Raw genomic sequence first — 20,343 nt, 5'->3', positions numbered from 1 at the left:
AAGATGGACTCGCCGACTCTTGAAAGGGATCTACGCTTCGCTACGTATGATCTACCCGTCGTCCCGCACCACAAAGGATTGAAGATGATACTGGGCGTCCAGCCTTGTTGAGGCGATCTGAGCCTCTGCTTCGGTCAAGAACTGCCCCACCTGCACCCGATACCTTCTGCCCTCAGATAACTCCACCTGCACGATGCGACCACCCGGGTACTGGGCCCCGACCTGCTCGAACAACCCTCGAGCGTTCAGAGGATCTGCGAAAGCCCCCACCTGAACCCGCAAAACCCCCATCCCTTCAGGTCTGGCCTGATATCCAACCACCTGAAGCTCAATCTGATCGGTTCCATTTCCGGTCATTCCTATCGCTTCAGCCCCGGCCAGCGACAGATCAAGTACCCGCCCCTTGGCAAATGGACCACGATCGTTGATGCGTACTGTGACCTGTCTTCCCGTGGAAACTGATCGCACAACGGCAATAGAGCCAAGCGGCAACGTCCGGTGCGCTGCCGTCAGTTTGTGCATATCGTACCGTTCTCCGTTCGCGGTCTTGTTTCCGTGGAATCCAGGACCATACCAGGACGCGACCCCTCGCTCATTAAACCCGACAGGATATCCAGGGAATCGGTGAATGGGAGGCGGTTGGGATTGGCAAGCGGTGAAAACCGTGCAGACCAAGAGTGCGGCGGCGAAAGTAAGAGAAGGACGGACTGAAACGGGCCTTGAGCCCTTCATGCTCTAGAACTCATCTAGCGATTGGTCTTGGAGTAGCGCCAACGCCTTGTTCGTATTCGAGACGGTCAGTACGACAATCGCACGCTTCCCCTCCCGCGAGGGTGTGCAATAGCCGCATTTGATATTGATGCGATTTTGCGTCAGCAGGTCGGCCACATCCATGAGCGCACCTGGTTGGTTTTTCAAGCTCAACAGAAGTGCGGTTTCTTCCTTGAACTTAATCTTCGCAGTCTTCAACGCCACTCGAGCCCCGTCAAGATCCGCGACAAGTAAGCGCAGCTTTCCGGTCCCCGTTACCTCGGGCGCCGAGAACGCCTTGATATTGACCCCCGCCTCTCCTAAAACAGCCGCCACCTGGGCCATCACGCCTGGCTTGCTCTGTCCGCTAATGACTAACTGTGTTGTTGTTGGCATTGGGGATACTCCTCGTTGCGGTCGAAATCAAAGATAGAGGCCATTCAGTAGCACCTGGGATCTCGGGAGAATTCAACTTTCGTGCTCATCCAACCCGGAGTCTTTCAAGGGAGACCAAGACTTGTAGAGATGTTTGCTGCGCGAGCAGAGGGTAGCCTTACCCTGAGTCCTTCTCCCACAGTCGTACCGTACTGAGCGCCGGAGGCTCCTCATCGATTGCCTCAACGCCCCCCGCATTCCAGGACAGCAGACACGCCATGGCTTCCAACTGTTCATCATCAGCCAGCTCCTTTTGCCGCTCCTCAATCCGCGCGTTCAACTGGCCCACAGAGCACTAGGCCGACCTGAAATCATCTTTCCCGACAAGACTCATCGATGAAATGCTGACGTACAGCATCAGAATCGAGGCATCTCATGGAAGCACAAAGAAGCCGTTAGAGAATTTGCACCACACCATTCACAAAGCCATACTCATAGATGCTACTGAACCTGAGATCGACTGACGCAGCGATCTTTTCCGCCTGCGCCCGATTTCCTCGCGGGATCAGCAGATACATCGGCACGCCGGCAATGGCGGAGCGCTTCCACTTATACTGGGTATCGGGATTCTGGAGCGAATCCTCGGTTTCGACTTCGGCCATCCACTGCATACTATTGCCGCGCGGGCTAAATGACCATCCGGCAATGTCCGATTGCTGGCCAGGATCCGCCCAAGGATTATGATCCGACATTGTCCTAATTGTGACCTTGCAGTGAAACGCCCTGGCCCATCGCTGGGCCGCCTCACTAACGACCTGGTCGTGAATCGTCTCAATACCCTGTTCTTTAATCATAATGCTCATATGATTCCTCTCAGGATATCCAAACTGAGATCACTAAGTTTTCCGTTTTTCCACATACAACGGGTTATATGCATTGGACGGGCATTTGGGATTTTGACACTTCCCAGCCCCACCCACATATGAAGCAAGCGTAGAAACCTTTGCGAAATATTCTTGTTTGCAATGGATGCATCGTACGAGTCGATTCTTGATTGTCATTAGAACCTCCTCTCTACGAACATCCATTCGTTGCGCCGCAGCTCACGCACTTCAGACAAGTGCCGTTTCGTACCATCGTAAATTGTTTGCACTCCGGACAGGGATCCCCTTCATACCCCTTGACCTTGGCACTCTGCACCTCAGTCAACGTCAGAGTCTCGCGGATCAGCTCGACTTTACGCGCGGCCATGGTATGACCGTTTCCGTTTCCATGCTCTTTTGTTCCATTCCGGCGAATCGGCAGATGCTCCATGTCCACCGATGATTTCGCCAGCGCAGCGAGGTCCGCTTCTTCGTCCACACATTCCGGATCTTGCTCATCCATTTTCATCGAATCCATCCGAAGATCGTCCTCTTTGACCTGCGCCAAATCGTACCGGTCCAGATAGGTCACGGCCAGCTCACGGAAGATGTAGTCGATGATCGATGTCGACATCTTAATGCGATCATTCAGCTTGACCGGCCCATTCGGCTCGAAGCGGGTAAACACAAAGGCTTCGACAAATTCCTCCAACGGGACTCCATGCTGCAAGCCCAAAGAGATCGCGATGGCAAAACAGTTCATCAAGCTCCGGAACGCGGCGCCTTCCTTGTGCATATCCAGGAAAATCTCGCCGACCGTGCCGTCTTCATACTCACCGGTTCGCAAATACAGCTTGTGCCCGCCGACAACGGCTTTTTGGGTATACCCGTTTCGCCGTCCCGGCAACGGTCGCCGCTTGGCCAGATAGCGGACCAGCACACGCTCGGTGATCTTCTCTGCGGCAACCGAAATCGTATCGACGGACGCCTCGACAGTCTTCTCCCCATCGCTCGATGAACTCAGCGGCTGGCTCAACTTCGAGCCGTCCCGATAGAGTGCGACGGCCTTCACCATGCTCTTCCATGCAAACTGATAGGCTGACTTGACCTCGTCAAGCGTGGCCTCTGCCGGCATGTTGATGGTCTTGCTGATGGCGCCGCTGATAAACGGCTGCGCTGCAGCCATCATCCGGATATGGGCATCGACGTGGATGAACCGCTGGCCGATCCGCCCGCAACGGTTGGCGCAATCGAAGACCGGCAGATGCTCGGCTTTCAAATGCGGCGCCCCTTCGACGGTCATCGTGCCGCAGCAATACTCGTTGGCCGCGGCAATTTCTTCCTGGGTGAATCCCAGCGCCTTGAGCATGTTGAAGTTCGTTTCGGCCAACTGTGCATGAGTCAAGCCGAGCTTCTCGATGCAAAACGTTTCCCCCAAGGTAAACTTGTTAAACATAAAGGCGATTTCAAACGCCTGGACCAGGTTGCTTTCAAGCCGTTCCAGCGCGGCATCGTCAAACCCTTTATTGCGCAGGGTCTCATGATTGATGAACGGTGCGCCCTTGAGCGTCTGCGCACCGACGCAATAACGGATGATGTCTTGAATCTGGCTCTCGGAATACCCCATGGTCGTGAGGGCCTGGGGAATACTCTGGTTGATGATCTTGAAGTACCCGCCGCCGGCCAGTTTCTTGAACTTCACTAAGGCAAAGTCCGGCTCGATCCCGGTGGTATCACAATCCATCACCAACCCAATGGTGCCGGTTGGCGCAATCACCGTCACCTGTGCATTGCGATACCCATAGGCCGTTCCGAGTTCCAAGGCCCGATCCCAGGCCCGGCGGGCGGCGATGAGCAGATCCGGCGGGCAATGCTCCGGCTGAATGCCCAACGGAACGATCGACAACCCCTCATATTCATCCGCCGCGGTGTTATAGGCCGCCCGACGGTGGTTGCGGATAACGCGCAACATCTGGTCGCGATTTTTCGTATATCCCGGGAATGGCCAAAGCTCCGCGGCCATTTCCGCCGAAGTGCTATACGACTCTCCGGTCATGATCGAGGTAATCGCTCCGCAGATTGCCATGGCCTTGGGAGAGTCATATGGAATCCCCTGCCGCATTAACACCGTTCCGAGATTGGCATAGCCCAACCCCAGCGTACGGAACTGATAGCTTCGCTCCGCAATCGATTTACTCGGGAACGAGGCCATCAATACGCTGATCTCCAGCACGATCGTCCAGAGGCGCACGGCATGACGGAAATTCTCGAGTTCAAACTGTCCGTCCGCCGTATAAAACAACGCCAGATTGAGCGAGGCCAGGTTGCAGGCCGTATCGTCCAGAAACATGTATTCGGAACAGGGATTGGAGGCGTTGATCCGACCATCCTCCGGACAGGTATGCCATTCATTGATCGTGGTGTCGTACTGCGTACCGGGATCGGCACAGATCCACGCGGCCCAGGCAATCCGGTCCCAAAGATCGCTGGCCTTCACGGTCTTGCAGACCTTGCCGTCGATCCGACGTTTCAGCTGCCAATCGCTGTCGTTCTCGAGCGCTTTGAAAAACTCATTCGGGATTCTGACGCTGTTATTGGAGTTCTGCCCGGAGACCGTCTGATAGGCTCTCCCGTCCCAGTTCGTGTCGTACTCATGAAACACAAAATGGGTAAACCCCTGTTGGGCATAGGCATACATGCGATGCACATAGGCTTCCGGCACCATATCCCGGCGAGCCGCGGCCAGCGCTTCCCGCAGGACAGGATTTTTCTTTGGATCGATCTCTGCCTTTGGCTGGCCCATGCTGTCGACGACATGGCAGGCCTTCAACACCGCATTCAACCGCTGCGCGCAGATCTTCGATCCTGTGACCATCGCGGCCACTTTTTGCTCTTCGATGACTTTCCAATCGATGAATTCTTCGATGTCGGGATGATCGAGGTCCAGACACACCATCTTGGCCGCACGCCTGGTGGTGCCGCCGGACTTGATGGCACCGGCCGCACGGTCTCCGATCTTGAGGAAGGACATCAGGCCGGACGACCGCCCGCCGCCGGATAAGCCTTCACCGTCTCCCCGCAAACGGGAAAAATTAGTTCCGGTTCCCGACCCATACTTAAACAGCCGGGCTTCCCGCACCCACAAATCCATGATCCCGTTTTCGTTGACGAGGTCATCATCGACGGACTGGATAAAACAGGCATGAGGCTGGGGATGCTCAAAGGCGTTGGTCGACTTCACCACCTCACGGCTCTTGGGATCGACGTAATAATGTCCCTGCGCCGGACCTGAAAGCCCATAGGCGTAATGCAACCCGGTATTGAACCATTGCGGTGAATTGGGCGCGGCCATCTGTCTGGCCAACATATAGCCGACCTCGTCCTGAAAGGCCTCGCTATCCTCCGGCGTCTTAAAGTAGCCGTACTCTTTGCCCCAATGTGTCCAACAACCAGCAAGCCGCTCGAACACCTGGCGGGCATCACGCTCACTACCCAATACCGGCTTCCCATCGGCACCCACCAGAGGATTGCCCGCTGCATCCTTCTGAGGCACACCCGCTTTCCGAAAATACTTCTGGGCGAGAATATCAATGGCCAATTGAGACCACTGTTCCGGCACATCAATGTTCTCAAGCTTGAACACCGTTGATCCGTCTGGATTACGAATCTCCGACGACCGCTTGACGAACGTGAGACCCTCGTAGGGGCCCTGGCCGCGACGGGTAAATCTCCGCTCAATTCTCACAATAGTCCTCCTTCAAGAGGGTTCTGTAGCTGTGTACGAATGGGGTCATAATTGAGGATCTTTCCTCTGATACGGGACGACCGTGATGTGAGGTACCCATCGCGGATGGACTACATATAGCTATTCAGAGTTTTTGTCAACACCAAGTATAGTGGTCAGGGTGGGATAGGGGTGGAAAACCTGGGGACAGTCAATGTGCGTGTCTGATCGCTAGCTTGCGGAGAATTTGAGACACTTATCCACAGAAACAGGGCTCCAAAATGGCAGGAAATTGATCGCCAGGGACCGCCTAAAAAGCCAATCGTCCAATTTTAATGGTGGCCTCCTCAACTCCTTCGAGAGGAATGAAGTGACCAGCCACACCGATCACAACAATCTTCGTACTTACCGCCTGTGTGACATACCGACTTGCGATCCCCCAATTCTGCCGCTTCGTATGGGGGCGAACCACCTCTTGGAGAATCTTCTTGCTCTGACTTTGGAAGACCTGCCGGATAAATTGCTGCTCACGGCTGGGAGCACTCCGATCCATTCGATCAATCGCCTTACCTAATTCCCTTTCCACAAACTGCAGATAGTCGTCCGTGGTTGGATTGGACAAGGCCAGCCCCACCGCCAGACCCAGCACGAACACGATGATCACGAGACGACGAAGACTCATACCACCCCCAATGCGATCAGCTGGTCGTCCACGGCACCGAAATCCGGAAGTTTGACAAACCGAAACCGGCTGATTAGCCTAGCCCCGCACCACCGCTCCCTATCGCGATAGAGCGGCCACATGTCATAGGAGGATCTCATGTTTGTTTGGAGTAAACGCCTGGTTGCCGCGCTGCTGGGAAGCTTCATGCTCTTGCTCATGGTTTTCCTTCTTCAAGGATCACCGGATAGCGGAAGCGGCCTGAAGATACACACCACTCGATGGATCGCCCTCAACTATGCGGGCCTCATGATCTGGGTCTTCGTCTGGATGATCGACCAGGCCCGCGTCCGGGGGAAAAATGTCTGGCTCTGGCTCGTGCCGTTTCTCTTTGCCCCACTGGCAACCCTCATGCTGTTCGTACTGTTTCTCCAGCGCAAGTTGTCGTCTTAGCGGCTCCCAGCCGACTGAACCGGTACGACGGCTGGGACAACCGGCCCACCATGACTGGCCGGGCCAAAAGATATCCGTTCACGTACCCGCCAGACCGCCCAGAGACCAGGCAGCGCCACCACAAACGTCAGCAGAAAAAATTGGCCCCACCCGACCGCCGCAACGACATCGGCGGACGGGCGACCGGCAAAGACGCGGCCGAGGGCTTCGAGCGAGGATAACAGTGCAAACTGCGTAGCCGTATACCGCGGATCACAGAGCGACATCACCAGCGCCACGAACGCTGCCGTGCCCATCCCCCCGGTGATGTTTTCAACCATGACCACGGCGGCAAGCAGCGCCGCGCTCTTCCCCGCCCAGGCCAGCACGACAAATCCAAGATTCGACACAGCCTGCAACAGACCGAATAGCAAGAGCGACTGTACGAGCCCCATCCTTGCCATTAAGAGCCCGCCGAATAAAGCACCCAGCAGCGTCGCTAGAATCCCGATGCCCTTCACGTACCCGACTTCCCCGGCGGTGAACCCAACTCCACCGATGAGAAACGCAGTTTGGAGCGAAGAGGCAAAGGCATCGCCAAGCTTGTAAAGTACAATCACCGCCAGAAATCCGACTGCATGGGGACGCGTAAAGAACTCGGCGAGCGGCGCACCAATCGCTTCCCCCATCGTCTTCGGAGCATCGGCTACGCGGCCCGGCTCGGGACTTAGGAAGATAATGGCTGTCCCGACCACCATGAGCGCGGCCATCAGGAGATAGGTCGTTTGCCACCCCACCAGATCCGCAATGACCAGCGCCCCAGCCCCGGCCACTAACAATGCGATCCGGTAGCCGTTCACCCATACGGCTGCGCCGAATCCCCGCTCTTGGGATTCCAAGGTCTCGGTCCGATAGGCGTCGAAGACAATGTCGAGTGAGGCCGCGAGAAAGGCCACGAGCAGGGCAAAGACCGCAAGCAGCTCCGGATGATGCCGCGGACTCGTCACCGCCATCAGGACCACGCCGAGTGCGACACAGAGCTGCGTCAGCACCATCCAGCCGCGCCGGCGCCCTAGCCAGGGAGGAACCAACCGATCGATCACCGGCGCCCAGAGAAACTTGAGCGTATAGGGCAATCCCACCAGCGTGAAAATGCCAATGGTTTTCAGATCCACCCCTTCGACCGTGAGCCAGGCTTGCAGCGTCCCTGCCGTGAGCGCCAGCGGAAGCCCTGACAGAAACCCAAGGGGGAACATGACCGCCAAACGGCGATTCAACAAGGCCAAGGGGATGAACTTAGAAAAATTCATTCGATTCGTCATTCATTGACCATGCTCAAGACGCAAATTGCGCCTGCACATCGCTTTGAAGGCAGAATAACACTCAACGAGAACACTTCTGCAGCAGAATCTCAAATCACGCGCAGACCGGCGCCAAGAATTAGGCCGACACCGTTCGAACGCCGGGATGATGTGACGGAAACTAACAGGGTTGGCCGTTAAACGTACAGGGTTTGTACCGCAAGATATCGAAGTCAATGTGTTCCTGATACACGCGCTCGTTCCCGTTCACTCCGTCTTGCTCGGGATCATTCCACATCGTATGATCCCACCAATAGAAGAGCGGGTACTCATCCGTCTTATAGATAGGATTGCCATAGTTGCTCCGGGCATACTCCTGCACGGACCTGCCCGTCACATAATCCACCTGACCGTCCCCTTTTAAGGAATACAGCATCAGAAAAAGACGGGCTTCATGGTCGTAGAGCTCGTCGAGCCGCGTGGTCAGCTCCGGTTCAACCGGCAAGACTCCGTGGGACGCAGTGCGGGCAGGCACCATTAAGAGGGAGGCAATCAGCAGTGTGAGCATCCAGGTCGCTCGTGAGACCATCCCGACACCTCCCGGCAAGTCCGGACACTGTATCGATCTAAAAAATCCGTGTCAATTCGACGCCGTACAGCATCTCACCTTGCCCCTCTTGCGACCCCTCCCCTATAATGTCGCGGGATGACCACGAACACTGCACAACCACGCGCCTCACTGCATACGCTGGGCTGTCGGCTCAACCAGGCGGAAACCGCCGTACTCGGCGAACGATTGCGGCAGGACGGCTATCGCCTGGTCGCGTTCGGTGAGCCAACAGATCTTCTCGTCCTCAATACCTGCTCTGTCACGGAAGACGCTGAACGGACTTCCCGCTATCTCATTCGCAAGACGCTCAAGCATTCGCCCAAGGCTTTCATCGCGGTCACAGGCTGCTACGCGCAGACGGGACCGGAAGGGTTGAAGAAGCAGGCCGGCATCGACCTGATCGTCGGCAATCAATATAAGCTCGATCTCCCGACTTTTCTTCCGCCAAGCGATCGGCTGCAGAAGCACGCGGCGCCGGTCGTGCATCGCACCAAGACCATCGCCCCGGAAGACTTTGAACTTCCCGAGTATGGCGCACCGGATTCCACGCGTGCGCCGCTCAAGATTCAAGACGGCTGCAATACCATGTGCAGTTTCTGCCTGATCCCCTTTGCACGAGGCCGGGAACGAAGCCGCCTGCTCGACGATCTGTTGCGCGAGGCCAAACTCCTGGCCGACCAGGGTGTTCGGGAAATCGTGTTAACTGGCGTGAACATCGGACAATACCACCAGGCCGGTGCGGATCTCTGTACCGTGATCACTCGGCTGGAGACTATCCCCGGTCTGGAGCGCATCCGGATTTCTTCCATCGAGCCGACCACGGTCACCGATCAGTTGCTGGAACTGATGGCCTCGTCAGCCAAACTCTGTCCCTATCTCCACATCCCTCTCCAAAGTGGAGATGACAAGATCTTGGCCGCGATGAACCGCTCGTACTCGGCCCAGGATTATGTGCAGCTGATTACGCGCGCCTTACGCAGAATTCCCAACTTAGGACTCGGCACGGACATCATGGTCGGCTTTCCCGGGGAAGATGAGACGGCTTTCGGCAATACATTGAAGCTCGCTACCGAACTTCCCTTCGCCTATTTCCACGTGTTTCCATTTTCACCAAGACCGGGAACCGCGGCGGTAAAACTGGCCAACCCCGTCAGCCCCACGCAAATGAAACGGCGGACGGCTATCTTAACGGGTCTCTCGCAAGCCAAACGCCTCGCTGTCCACGATAGGCATATTGGAGCGACGATCCCCGTCTTGTTCGAAGCCGGTTACCATGACGGTTTCGCAGTAGGCACGACGTCCACTTTCCTGAAAGTCGCTGTCCCTTCGCAATCTGAACTGACGAACCAAATGCATTCCGTCACCATCACTGCCGCCAGTGAACGTTGGGCTGTCGGCCACCTGGCAGGTCGCCCGGCCACCACGACCATGTTGCCGATGCTATGACGAACAAGCCTACGCCGCATCTTGTCCATATTGAAACATTCGGCTGTCAGATGAACGAGTCTGACAGTGAGCTCGTCCGCTCATTGCTCAAACAGGACGGGTTTGCCTTCACGGAAGACCGTGAGCGGGCCGACGTAATGCTGATGAACACCTGCGCCATTCGGGAGAACGCGCACAACAAGGTCTACGGCCATCTCGGAGAGTTGCAGGCGGTCAAGAAAGAACGCCCGCTCGTCGTTGGCGTGTTGGGTTGCATGGCGCAAAGCCTCAAAGATGAGTTGACGAAGAAAGTGCCGCTGATCGACGTCCTCGCCGGTCCCGATGCCTACCGCCAACTCCCGATGTTGATTACGAATGCACTGCAGGCGCAAGAGCAGGGTTTTGCCAAGAAGGCTTTTGCCCTGGACCTGTCCGAATACGAAACCTACGAGGGGGTGCTACCGGATCGCGAAGGCGGGGTCAATGCCTGGATCACTGTCATGCGCGGCTGCGACAATTTCTGCAGTTTTTGCGTCGTCCCGTACACCCGCGGACGTGAGCGTTCACGCGATCCCCAGAGCGTCCTGGCCGAAGCGCAGCAAGCCGCGTCCCTCGGATACAAACAAATTACGCTGCTCGGGCAGAATGTGAACTCCTATCGTTCCGGCGATTGGGACTTTGCCAAACTCATCTCAGCCGTAGCCGACACTGCCGGGATCGAACGGGTCCGCTTTACCTCGCCGCACCCCAAGGACTACCCGCGTTCGCTGCTCGACGCCATTGCTTCACACCCGAAGATCTGCAAGCACATTCATCTGCCGCTCCAATCCGGGAGCGATCGCATGCTCGACCTGATGGGACGCGAGTACACCGCCGCCGAATACTCCGGGTTGGTCAACCAGATCAAGGGAATGATACCGGACATCGTCCTGACCACTGACATCATCTGCGGGTTTAGTACAGAAACCGAGCAAGACTTCGAGAGCACATGCCGCCTCGTCGAGCAAACCCGGTTCCATTCAGCCTTCGTCTTTGCCTACTCCGAACGGAAGAACACCATCGCCGCCAGAAAATTTCAGGACGACATACCTGAAGCGGTGAAGGGCGACCGCGTGAAGCGGCTTGTAGAGCTTCAGCGCGAGATCGGCGGGGCAAGAAATCGTGAATACGTTGGCCAAACTCTCTCAGTGCTCGTCGAGCGGGAAGCCACCCGTTCACCGGACCGCTGGATGGGCAAAACCGACGGAAACATCGCGGTCATCTGGGATAAAGCCCGTGAACCTCTCCAGCCTGGCAGATTAACGCATCGTCGGATCACCGACTCATCGGTGGCCGCGCTGTTCGCCGAATAACCTCGTGGGAAGCACCCTACTCGTAATCACGTTTGCCGAAATATTCACCATTTTCTTTGCCAGTAAACCCTAGTCAGCTCAGGAACATTCTTGCACGCCTACACAAGACACTGAACATTTTCTGACACGCTTCCGTCAGGAAACACCCATCAATCCAAAAGCTTCCTTTAGCGTTCGCCTCTCTTCCCTTTCATTTTCGTATCCAAAGACTCCGCCCATCCACCCACAACATCTCTCTATAATCATCTACGTAACCAGCTGATTTATTTAACTAATTGACTCATTGCATCATCTCTCTGTCTGGTTATTTAATGCGAAGAGAAGACTCCCATCGCCCAAGAGACATCATTTTCTTACTCAATCCATGAATACTTTTCTCCTTACTTCTCAATGGCATGTCATTTGCTTACCAAAAGGAACGAGAGCGACCAAAAAGAGTCAACCAAAACATTCATCATTAAACCAAGCGGACTGGCGCATGACACTCGAGACAATTATTTCACTGGGCGTTTTTGGATGGATGGCTGTTGGTATGGTCCTCATGGGCCTCGGCATCTGGTAATCCCCCGAACGCCAGTTACGCATCTAGACAGTACCCTTACACACGCCGATATTTTTCTATCCACAGGAGAAGGAGCAGCCATGCATTCAATTCGCAACAATCAGACTCGATACAGGACAACAGGATGGCTTCTGGCAGCCGTGCTCTTTAGCGGCTGTTCCATGGTCTCAGGATCCCAGTCCATGCATCAGAGCGCCAAAGGCTCTGTCTATCTCGAGGAAGTGTCTGAATGGTCTTTCGAGGCCAATCACCCGACGATCATTGATCAGAATACGATGCTGAAAATTGTGAAAGGTGTCATGACCGAGGAGGCCGCCTCGGCCTCCAGCAGAATGCCCGCGAGTGGCAGTAAGCCGATGAGAGTATTCAGCGATGGAGATGCCGAGTTTCTCGCTCCCCTGCTAGCCCAAGGATTGTCGCGAGCGAAACCGGAGCAGATTGTCGGTTTCCGTGTATCTTCATCGGCAGGGTCAGGCGCTGCACCCACCGCGGGCACCCTTTACGTGCAACATGGAGCGGCTTATTTCACCATCTCCTCCCCCAAGGGGATGAAAGCCGCCTGGTTCATGCCGAAATCGGCTGCCCACATCGAGTCGGCCCCCTCGTTTGCGGCCAACGGTGCCGCCGGGGCCATGTCGATGGTGATCGACTACACCGCGCTGGCCAGAGCGTCTATGCCCGCTGCCATGCCCGTAGCAGCGATGGCAACTCCGGCACCCGCCGCACAGCCTGCATTGTCGGCTCCTGTGAAAGTGGCCGCCAGACAAGAGTCTTCAGCACCGGTCCAAGCTGTCGCGATCAGCGACATGTCCGCATCCGCGGACAAACCAACGAGCGACCTGACGACTGAAGACATCCTCAATAAGAAGCTGGACGAACTGCGCCAAGCGAGAGAAGCCAACGCTCTCAAGGAATCGGAAATCAAAATCCTTCGCAAGGAAACAGAGTGGATGAAGAAGGAGCTGAAGGAACGCACCGCCGAACGCGATGCGATGAAAGCCAAGAATGTCTCATCGAAGCCGGCACCCAAGAAGAAGCCCGCCGAACTTCAGCCGACTCGATAGGGCGAAACCATAGCTACAAAAGCTCCAGCAACTCCGGCTGGAGCAAGACAACATCACTGGACAGGGGCTGCCGGAAATTCATTCGGCAAAAACAGGCATACGTGACATACGTATCTTGCAGGCAATACCGAGCCAGCTCCTGTCCCTGGCCCTTCTCCCACATCTCTGCCACCTGCGATCCGCTCCCCGACTTGGTTTCCACATTCAGCGCGCGTGCCAGCACATCCAGCTTGACCCACCCGCGCGTATCCCAATTACTCCAGATCGCCATCGTGTCATAAACCGGTTCGGCTCGAAACTTCGCCAGATTGATGTCGTAACTCGGTTTGACCTGGTGAATAATCGATCGTTTTTTAATAAACGGGAGATCGAATCCCAGGCCGTTATGCGTAATGAACAAGGTGGGCCGGTCTTGCGCAATCCTGGCCCAGAACTGACGGAGTAGCTCCTTCTCATTGCTCCCATACCAGGCCACCGCGCTACGGGCTTCCAACTGATCGGAGAATTCGAGCAGGCCGATGCAGACAATCTTGCTGAACGTCCCATCGAACGCTGATTTGGCGTACTGCTCATCTTCAGCATGGCGCGCTTCCTCAGCGGCACCGGCTTCAAAGAGGTCCAGTCCTCCGGGCCTGGCCAAAGCGTCCTCCGGCGGGTGCTCTTTTCCGACAAGGTGTGCCCATTCCGCACGCGGCGCTTGAACCGTCTCAATATCCAATACGACTTTCATGGCGACTCCATGACCCTATCGCGCTGCAGAGACTCGAGAATCACTCCGTCAGCAGGTGGAAAGGTGAACTGATCGAATTCTTCCGGCAACACCCACCGCAGCTCTGCGCAATCCAACGCCTCAGCTTCGCCGCTTTCAATGGCGCAACGAAAGAAATGTAGCTCCACGATCTTCTCCGGATACTCATGCCGCACTATTCGATACGGCAGAGGAATGCCGACCAGCACGTTTAACTCTTCGCGCAATTCTCGCCGTAGGCATTCCTCCAGCGATTCGCCATGCTCACGCTTTCCCCCGGGGAATTCCCAATAGCCGGCGAGATGCACTCCGGCCTTTCGCCGGGCAATCAGGTACCGCCCGTCGCGCTGAATCAAACCGGCGGCAACTTCGATGATTGTCATACCCCCTATTTCCTGGTCGACGCGCCATCGAACGGATACGTCTTGCAGATCGACTTCATCGGGCAAAGCAGACAATAGGGATCGCGCGCGGTGCAGACCATCGCGCCAAAATCCATGATTGCTTGATTGAAGTCATAACCCTTGCCGCGCGGGATCAAGGCCTCGGACAACTCCCACAGCTGCGCCTTTTGCATTTTGGGATCGCCCTCGGCAATGAATACGCGATGCAGCACGCGAATCACGTTCGTATCGAGAATGGGGGCATCTTCGTTGAAGGCAAAGGAACGAATCGCCCCGGCCGTATACCGCCCGATCCCTTTAAAGGACAGCAATTCCTCCGCATCATTGGGCAACTGCCCGCCGTATCGCTCCACCGTTTCACACGCGATGCTGTGGAGCCGCTCCGGGCGGATGTTATAGCCGAGCGGATACCAGGTCTTCTTCACATCGGCAACGGGCGCCTCCGCCAAATGCTCAAAACTCGGATAGCGATCCAGAAACTCATGGTATTTGGGAATGACCCGGTCGACCTGCGTCTGCTGCAGCATCACTTCCGACACGAGGATATGGTACGGATCGGATGTCTTGCGCCAGGGCAGATCGCGCCCGTGTTCGCCGTACCACTTAAGCAAACGCTGCTGGAACCGGCGCTTCAGGGATGGCGTGAGCATGGCATTCTTAGGTTTGGACCTGGTCTTCCGCCGCGGCGGCTTGGATGAAGGAGATCGCATGCGCTTCTCGTGTGAATGATGGTGCATTCTAGGGGGGCCGCTCCCTCAAAATCAAACCACCACCCGCGCCTGCACACAGCGGAACAGATCCCTGTTCGTCAACCGTGAAAGCGCTCGTGCGTTGAGTGAAACATGCAGGGCTATTCAAACCTGATCTCACATGGTAGCGTGTACGCAGATACACGTCACACGAGGAGGAACACTATGGCCCGTCAGGCAACCGTGATGGCGCCCTCCCACACTCAGCGCTTTGCGCAATCCATCCTCATCGTCGGAGCCGCAGCGGCAGCCATACTCCTGGCAACCGGGTTGGCGCATGCTCAGAATCAACCAGTACCCTGGGAATGTTCGACGTACGAAGGTGAGGCGCAAACCCGCTGTCTCAATACCTTTATCGAATTGCAGCGGGAAGAGATCGGAAAGCTGAAAGGGCAGCTGCAAGCTCAACAAGGCGCCGTCGAACAGCTTAAACAGCAGAGCGACCGGCAGGCCGCCGCCACAGCAGACATGCAAAGGCAACTGGCAGCCCCGCCCACTATCGTTCCCTCTGTCCCCTACAGCGCCTACACCTACGTGTACCCGCCGGCCGTGGGACTGGGCCTCTATCTGGGGCGCCCGGGATTTTATGGGTACCCGTATTACTATGGCCCGCACATCTATTGGGGTCCGCGGCACTACCGGCATTGGGGCCGTCGCTGAACGAAGCTGCGATGCTGATTCGTTACGGCTCGTTTTTCGCTGACACTGAGTACAGTCGCACCAGCACCAGGCCCGCGCCTACGGCAATGAGCAATCCCGCCCCCAGCCTGACCTCCATCGAAATCGGAGCGACCATCAGATGATAGAGCTGAGGAAGCGCTCCCGGACAAACCACCGCCAACCCCAGCGCCAGCACATGACGCCCTAAGTAGATCGGCTCTCCCGATTTTCGCTTCATGGCCATAATTCCTCAACCGTGAACATGAGAGACTCTCGCACAGATCAGCGTTTTAATTGACATTCCCGTCCTTGCCACATAGCCTTCAGAGAGAATTACACCACGGTAGCGAACAGGAAATATTTGCCCACTATGCGGCCCCTTGCCACTCAATCCAAACGTGAACGGGAAAAGGCTGAGTTACGCCAACAAACCCGCTATCGTGTCGAATTCCCCATCTCGTGCACCGGCGACTGCGTTACCACAGGTACCGTGTACAACCTCGGCCTGGGTGGATGCAAGATCATGAGCGCCGCACATGTCACCGTAGAAATCGGCGCTATCCTCAAACTCGAACTCCACCCACCCACGATTGGACCGATCCATGTCCATGCGGCCACTGTCCGATGGACCATGGAAGATGATTTCGGCGTCGACTTTCTCGGCATGCAGGAGTCAGAGCGAGATCGGTTGGCGCAATTGATTGAGCAGCTATCAGAGGAGTCCTGACAATGGTGACACGGAAGTTTCCCCGATTCCCGGCCTCCATCTCGAGCACGCTCGTCCAGCGGGATCGATTGAAGTATAACGCCGCGCTCCGCGATGTCTCCCTCAAAGGGTGCCGGGTCGAAAGCGTCATCAGACCGTTTACGGGCATGCAATTGGAGGTCTCACTGCAACTCCCCGGAGAAGCCTCCCCGATCATCATTTCCAATGCCGCGGTCCGCTGGACCGGCTCGCACGGTATCGGCATCGAATTCCTCACGATTGCGCCCCCGCAACTCGAACGCCTCAATCAACTGATCACCAAACTCTCGTCCGCCACGCACGCCGCCTAAGCCTTCCTCGCCTCTCGCAACAGGAATGTTGCAATTCTCCCGAGCAACTCCGTATCCTCTCAAACCATGGATCTCTCCCAGCTTACACCCCAACAGTTAAAAGAACTCGTCCAGGGCCTCGTCGACGATCGCCTACGCGAACTCATTGGCGATCCGGACCTCGGGTTGGCATTGGGGGACGCCCTGCAGGCGCGCTTGAAAGAGTCCCTCACCAGCAGCGAACGACTCTCGGGCGATGACGTGGCCGACCGACTCGGGCTGCGCTGGTAACCGACCATGGCCTGGTTTCGCCTCGCCTTCCGACCGACCGTCATCCAGGACCTGACGCAGGTTGATCCCGCTATGGCCCAACGGCTCTTCGACAAAACCAAATGGATCGCGTCAAACGTGGACAACCTGCGCCATGAGCCGGTCGCGCCGAATCTGCCGGGCCTGTCGAAATACGCTGTCGGGGATTGGCGGATTTTTTACACGATCGATCGCACCGACTCGCTCGTAGACATCCACGCCATTGTGCCGCGCGCCCGCCTTCGGTAGCGGCCGGTCACAAATCAGGAACCGGCTCAGGCGGCATCCGATCATCGACGCTCGCCAGATGCAGAGGGAATTGCCCCACAGCGGCATCCTTCACAAACCGACGAAGCGCTTCAGCAACCACCGGAAAGGCCATGCCATCCCAGGGAATCGCGTGGCGGGGAAACAAACGCACCTCCAGGCTTTCAGCGCCGGCTCCAAACTCAGGGGTCAGCATGCGCCCGCGGAACACCATGTACACCTGCCCGATATGCGGCATACTGAGCACCGCGTACAACGCCGTAATCTCCACATCCGCCAGCGCCTCTTCCTTCGTCTCCCGGGCCGCCGCCTCTTCCGTCGTCTCCCCGATCTCCATAAATCCGGCCGGAAACGTCCAGAGCCCCAGCCGCGGCTCGATCGCACGCCGACACAACAGGATCTGCCCCTCCCATTCGGGAATACAGCCAGCGACAATCTTGGGATTGTGGTAATGAATAGCCTGACAATGGTCGCACACATAGCGCAGCACATTGTCGCCGGCTGGGATCTTTTGGCTGACCGGGGCCCCGCAGGTACTGCAGAATTTCACGGCAGGCTCTTTCTCATTAGGTGATCAGGATGGATAACACAAACTACCGCTGCTTTGCACCCTGTCCGCGCGGCCTCGAAGCGTTGCTGCAACAGGAACTGGCCGCCCTCGGCGCCACCGACCTGCGCCCAGCCGAGGGAGGCGTCGGATTTTCCGGCGGTCTCGCCACCATCTACCGGGCCAATCTGGAAAGTCGCATGGCCAGCCGTATACTGCTGGAAGTCGCGCACGTCCCGTATCGCACCGAACAAGATATCTACGTCGCAGCCTCCGCTCTCCCCTGGCCACAATGGTTCACCCCCGCGCGCACCATCAAAGTCAAAACCAGCGCACAGCACTGTCCGCTTAAAAGTATCGACTTCGTCACACTGCGCATTAAGGATGCCGTCTGTGACACCTTCACCAAGCTGAAAGGCGCTCGTCCCAGCGTACACTCCAACCGCCCGGACATCCGGATCGACGCCTTTCTCGATGCCACCCATCTCACGCTTTATCTCGGAACCACGGGGGACTCGCTCTTCAAGCGCGGCTTCCGCGAATCCACCGTCGAAGCCCCCTTGCGCGAGAATCTGGCCGCCGGCATCGTCCAGCTCACCGGCTGGAACGGAACCACCCCACTCCTCGATCCCCTCTGCGGCGGGGGGACCATTCCGCTCGAAGCGGCCATGCTTGCCAGGAGAATAGCCCCCGGACTGGGTCGGCGCTTCGCCTTTGAACTCTTCTCGAATTTCGACCAGGCACTCTGGAAAACGGTCCAGGCTCAGGCCCAAGCCAAACAATTGCCAGCGGCTCCGGCCTCCATCTATGCATCAGATCGAGACGCGCGCGCCGTGCAAACCGCCAAGGATCAGTTCACCCGCGCCGGAGTCGCCAATGACATCGCACTTACCCAAATAGATTTGTTCGATCTCACTCCTCCGCAAGAGCCCGGCACCATCGTCATGAATCCCCCCTATGGCGTCCGACTCGGCACTCAAGCCGATCTGGATGTGTTTTATCCCAAACTGGGCTCCTGGCTGAAAACCCGGTGCGTCGGCTGGCGCGTGTATCTCTTCACCGGAGACCTCCGGGCTCCGAAGCTCATCGGCCTGGCTCCCACCAAACGCACGCCCCTCTTCAACGGCGCCATCGAATGCCGCCTCTACGAATTCCTCATCGTCCAAGGTGGAGCACGAAGACGGCTCACAGCACCAACCTGAAACTGGACTGACTTTTGCCCCCCCCTGCCATTTGATACGATTGATTCGGTATAGCAATCCATAGCCTGATCCACCTTCTGCCTCGCGAGAAAATCCCCCGATACGAACCTGCAGCTACAGTTTGGCGCCTTATCAACCGATGAAGCACAGCGACACCTTGTGCTACGCCTGAGGACAATCCTTGATGGAAGGCTGCCGTACTAGCCCTCATGAAATCTTCATAACCGGCAAAAGCTTGTCCGTACCGTGAGTCGAACTTGGCTAACACCCCTGCAGCAATGGATTCCGCCAGCTCTACCGAGCACTCGAGGAGACCTTCTCGGCAACGTCTGAGTCCATGAGATCCATCCCATGACGAAGTCGGCACAAACCTGGCACAGTATTCGGCGCGATGACGCCCTGTCATCGTGGCGCCTAGTAATGGTGACTATTATCACCTTCGTCGTTATGGTCCTCTTAGCGGGCCTATCCCTGCAGTATCTCCAAACCAAATTGATCGGACACGCCGGCAGGACTCTGGCGATGGCTGCGGTCGATATCGCAGGGACTATCAATAATCTCTTGGTCGAACGCCGCGGGGACATTCGGGTGTTGACACAACACAAACTCTTCCGGGAACACAACCCGGTGGCCATAACCAGGCATTTGGAATGGGTCCTAGGGGCCTATCGCGTGTACCAGTGGATTGGATTCACGGATGCGACCGGGCACATTATCGCAGCCACTAGCCCGGAGAGCATCGGAAATGATCTGAGCGGAGCAACATGGTTTGAGCCCGTCCGAAGCCTCACCCCCACCGACACCCTGGAGGCCTCGCTTTCCATAGCCGATCTTCACGACAGCCACACCCTGCAATTTACGGCGCCGATCAGAGGGGACCGGAACGAATTCATCGGGGCCCTGATACTTCGCATCGCGTTGCCGACTCTGGAAACCTACTTTACCCACACCCTGGATTCGTTGCATGCACTCTGGGGAATGCAGGCGGGATTGGAATATCAGATTGTGAATCAAAGTGGAGATCTGCTCATTGATACAGGTTTAAGAGAAGAAGGAAAAGTGAATCTTGCTTCCCTGGGCCTTCTCTCAACAAAGCTGGCCGAGTCCTCCCCTCTCGGGTATGTCGAAGAGCAGCACTGGCGTCGCCATGTAGAGGTAATTACAGGGCGGTTTCAAGTTCCAAGTGCAACGGGTGAATGATGGCGCAATTGCGCATAGACTTCCAGGGGCGTGGCAAAGTCGAGACATTTCCTCGGGCGCGTGTTCAACCGATGGGCGATGGCGTTCAACTCGCGCTGGGTGT

At 56.7% G+C, this 20,343-nt stretch carries 24 protein-coding genes; 11 read left to right on the top strand and 13 right to left on the bottom strand.

What is annotated here, in order from left to right:
• Window positions 1-51: 51 nt before the first annotated feature.
• The 5 genes from Q7U39_06885 to Q7U39_06865 all read right to left on the bottom strand — a co-directional run bounded on the left by Q7U39_06885 (window position 52) and on the right by Q7U39_06865 (window position 6,394).
• A complete protein-coding gene (locus Q7U39_06885; protein ID MDO9117663.1) occupies window positions 52-732 on the bottom strand; it encodes a septal ring lytic transglycosylase RlpA family protein in 681 nt (226 codons plus the stop codon).
• Window positions 733-735: 3 nt separating this feature from the next.
• On the bottom strand, window positions 736-1,146 hold the full coding sequence (locus tag Q7U39_06880; protein ID MDO9117662.1) for a hypothetical protein: 411 nt from the start codon (window positions 1,144-1,146) through the stop codon (window positions 736-738).
• A gap of 434 nt (window positions 1,147-1,580) precedes the next feature.
• Window positions 1,581-1,988 (bottom strand): hypothetical protein, encoded by a 408-nt coding sequence (locus tag Q7U39_06875; GenBank protein MDO9117661.1) that lies wholly within the window; start codon window positions 1,986-1,988, stop codon window positions 1,581-1,583.
• 211 nt (window positions 1,989-2,199) lie between these two features.
• A complete protein-coding gene (locus tag Q7U39_06870) occupies window positions 2,200-5,733 on the bottom strand; it encodes a vitamin B12-dependent ribonucleotide reductase (protein ID MDO9117660.1) in 3,534 nt (1,177 codons plus the stop codon).
• A 289-nt stretch (window positions 5,734-6,022) separates the two neighbouring features.
• Window positions 6,023-6,394 carry a DUF4359 domain-containing protein gene (locus Q7U39_06865; protein ID MDO9117659.1) on the bottom strand — a complete coding sequence of 124 codons (372 nt, stop codon included), beginning with the start codon at window positions 6,392-6,394 and terminating at the stop codon, window positions 6,023-6,025.
• Between the two features lie 138 nt (window positions 6,395-6,532).
• On the opposite strand from Q7U39_06865, the gene Q7U39_06860 reads away from it, so the two are divergent.
• Entirely contained in the window at window positions 6,533-6,826 is a 294-nt protein-coding gene (locus Q7U39_06860) for a hypothetical protein (protein ID MDO9117658.1), read from the top strand.
• Here Q7U39_06860 and Q7U39_06855 read toward each other — a convergent pair.
• Together Q7U39_06855 and Q7U39_06850 are read right to left on the bottom strand one after the other, a co-directional pair.
• The gene (locus tag Q7U39_06855; GenBank protein ID MDO9117657.1) at window positions 6,823-8,115 is read right to left on the bottom strand and encodes an MFS transporter; all 1,293 of its coding nucleotides are present in this window, start codon (window positions 8,113-8,115) and stop codon (window positions 6,823-6,825) included. The genes Q7U39_06860 and Q7U39_06855 overlap by 4 nt on opposite strands.
• A gap of 172 nt (window positions 8,116-8,287) precedes the next feature.
• Complete coding sequence (locus Q7U39_06850; protein MDO9117656.1) at window positions 8,288-8,695, bottom strand: hypothetical protein; 408 nt, start codon at window positions 8,693-8,695, stop codon at window positions 8,288-8,290.
• Window positions 8,696-8,812: 117 nt separating this feature from the next.
• Here Q7U39_06850 and mtaB point away from each other — a divergent pair, with 117 nt between their 5' ends.
• The 3 genes from mtaB (at window position 8,813) to Q7U39_06835 (ending at window position 13,119) form a co-directional block, all read left to right on the top strand.
• Entirely contained in the window at window positions 8,813-10,162 is a 1,350-nt protein-coding gene (gene mtaB / locus Q7U39_06845) for a tRNA (N(6)-L-threonylcarbamoyladenosine(37)-C(2))-methylthiotransferase MtaB (protein ID MDO9117655.1), read from the top strand.
• Complete coding sequence (miaB, locus tag Q7U39_06840; protein MDO9117654.1) at window positions 10,159-11,493, top strand: tRNA (N6-isopentenyl adenosine(37)-C2)-methylthiotransferase MiaB; 1,335 nt, start codon at window positions 10,159-10,161, stop codon at window positions 11,491-11,493. The genes mtaB and miaB overlap by 4 nt, the downstream gene beginning before the upstream one ends.
• A 642-nt stretch (window positions 11,494-12,135) precedes the next feature.
• The gene (locus Q7U39_06835; GenBank protein MDO9117653.1) at window positions 12,136-13,119 is read left to right on the top strand and encodes a hypothetical protein; all 984 of its coding nucleotides are present in this window, start codon (window positions 12,136-12,138) and stop codon (window positions 13,117-13,119) included.
• Window positions 13,120-13,132: 13 nt separating this feature from the next.
• On the opposite strand, the gene Q7U39_06830 is transcribed toward Q7U39_06835, so the two are convergent.
• From Q7U39_06830 to Q7U39_06820, 3 genes are read right to left on the bottom strand one after another with little or no spacing between them, the layout of a single operon-like run.
• Complete coding sequence (locus Q7U39_06830; protein ID MDO9117652.1) at window positions 13,133-13,849, bottom strand: ribonuclease H-like domain-containing protein; 717 nt, start codon at window positions 13,847-13,849, stop codon at window positions 13,133-13,135.
• Window positions 13,846-14,250, bottom strand: coding sequence for a (deoxy)nucleoside triphosphate pyrophosphohydrolase (locus tag Q7U39_06825; GenBank protein MDO9117651.1), 405 nt, complete (start codon window positions 14,248-14,250; stop codon window positions 13,846-13,848). The genes Q7U39_06830 and Q7U39_06825 overlap by 4 nt, the downstream gene beginning before the upstream one ends.
• A gap of 5 nt (window positions 14,251-14,255) precedes the next feature.
• A complete protein-coding gene (locus Q7U39_06820; protein MDO9117650.1) occupies window positions 14,256-14,981 on the bottom strand; it encodes an A/G-specific adenine glycosylase in 726 nt (241 codons plus the stop codon).
• 204 nt (window positions 14,982-15,185) lie between these two features.
• Between Q7U39_06820 and Q7U39_06815 the strand changes: the two genes are divergently transcribed.
• The gene (locus Q7U39_06815) at window positions 15,186-15,680 is read left to right on the top strand and encodes a hypothetical protein (protein MDO9117649.1); all 495 of its coding nucleotides are present in this window, start codon (window positions 15,186-15,188) and stop codon (window positions 15,678-15,680) included.
• A gap of 22 nt (window positions 15,681-15,702) precedes the next feature.
• Here the strand turns inward: Q7U39_06815 and Q7U39_06810 are convergent, their stop codons facing one another.
• Entirely contained in the window at window positions 15,703-15,918 is a 216-nt protein-coding gene (locus Q7U39_06810) for a hypothetical protein (GenBank protein MDO9117648.1), read from the bottom strand.
• Between the two features lie 132 nt (window positions 15,919-16,050).
• Between Q7U39_06810 and Q7U39_06805 the strand changes: the two genes are divergently transcribed.
• The 4 genes from Q7U39_06805 to Q7U39_06790 all read left to right on the top strand — a co-directional run bounded on the left by Q7U39_06805 (window position 16,051) and on the right by Q7U39_06790 (window position 17,273).
• A complete protein-coding gene (locus Q7U39_06805; GenBank protein MDO9117647.1) occupies window positions 16,051-16,407 on the top strand; it encodes a PilZ domain-containing protein in 357 nt (118 codons plus the stop codon).
• 2 nt (window positions 16,408-16,409) lie between these two features.
• Window positions 16,410-16,736: a PilZ domain-containing protein gene (locus Q7U39_06800; protein ID MDO9117646.1), complete on the top strand. Its 327-nt coding sequence runs from the start codon at window positions 16,410-16,412 to the stop codon at window positions 16,734-16,736.
• A gap of 66 nt (window positions 16,737-16,802) precedes the next feature.
• Complete coding sequence (locus Q7U39_06795; protein ID MDO9117645.1) at window positions 16,803-17,006, top strand: hypothetical protein; 204 nt, start codon at window positions 16,803-16,805, stop codon at window positions 17,004-17,006.
• Window positions 17,007-17,012: 6 nt separating this feature from the next.
• A complete protein-coding gene (locus Q7U39_06790; protein ID MDO9117644.1) occupies window positions 17,013-17,273 on the top strand; it encodes a type II toxin-antitoxin system RelE/ParE family toxin in 261 nt (86 codons plus the stop codon).
• Window positions 17,274-17,280: 7 nt separating this feature from the next.
• Here Q7U39_06790 and Q7U39_06785 read toward each other — a convergent pair whose 3' ends face one another.
• Window positions 17,281-17,841, bottom strand: coding sequence for an NUDIX hydrolase (locus Q7U39_06785; protein MDO9117643.1), 561 nt, complete (start codon window positions 17,839-17,841; stop codon window positions 17,281-17,283).
• 29 nt (window positions 17,842-17,870) lie between these two features.
• Between Q7U39_06785 and Q7U39_06780 the strand changes: the two genes are divergently transcribed.
• Complete coding sequence (locus tag Q7U39_06780; GenBank protein ID MDO9117642.1) at window positions 17,871-19,040, top strand: THUMP domain-containing protein; 1,170 nt, start codon at window positions 17,871-17,873, stop codon at window positions 19,038-19,040.
• Between the two features lie 351 nt (window positions 19,041-19,391).
• The gene (locus Q7U39_06775) at window positions 19,392-20,240 is read left to right on the top strand and encodes a cache domain-containing protein (protein ID MDO9117641.1); all 849 of its coding nucleotides are present in this window, start codon (window positions 19,392-19,394) and stop codon (window positions 20,238-20,240) included.
• Here the strand turns inward: Q7U39_06775 and Q7U39_06770 are convergent.
• Window positions 20,213-20,343 (bottom strand): IS30 family transposase (locus Q7U39_06770; protein ID MDO9117640.1); only part of this gene is annotated, 131 nt, incomplete at its 5' end. The two genes, Q7U39_06775 and Q7U39_06770, sit on opposite strands and share 28 nt — an antisense overlap.

Source organism: Nitrospira sp. (genome assembly GCA_030653545.1).
Lineage (GTDB): Bacteria > Nitrospirota > Nitrospiria > Nitrospirales > Nitrospiraceae > Nitrospira_D.
Note: the sequence above shows the minus strand (reverse complement) of the source record. Positions and strands in the feature narration are given on the sequence as shown.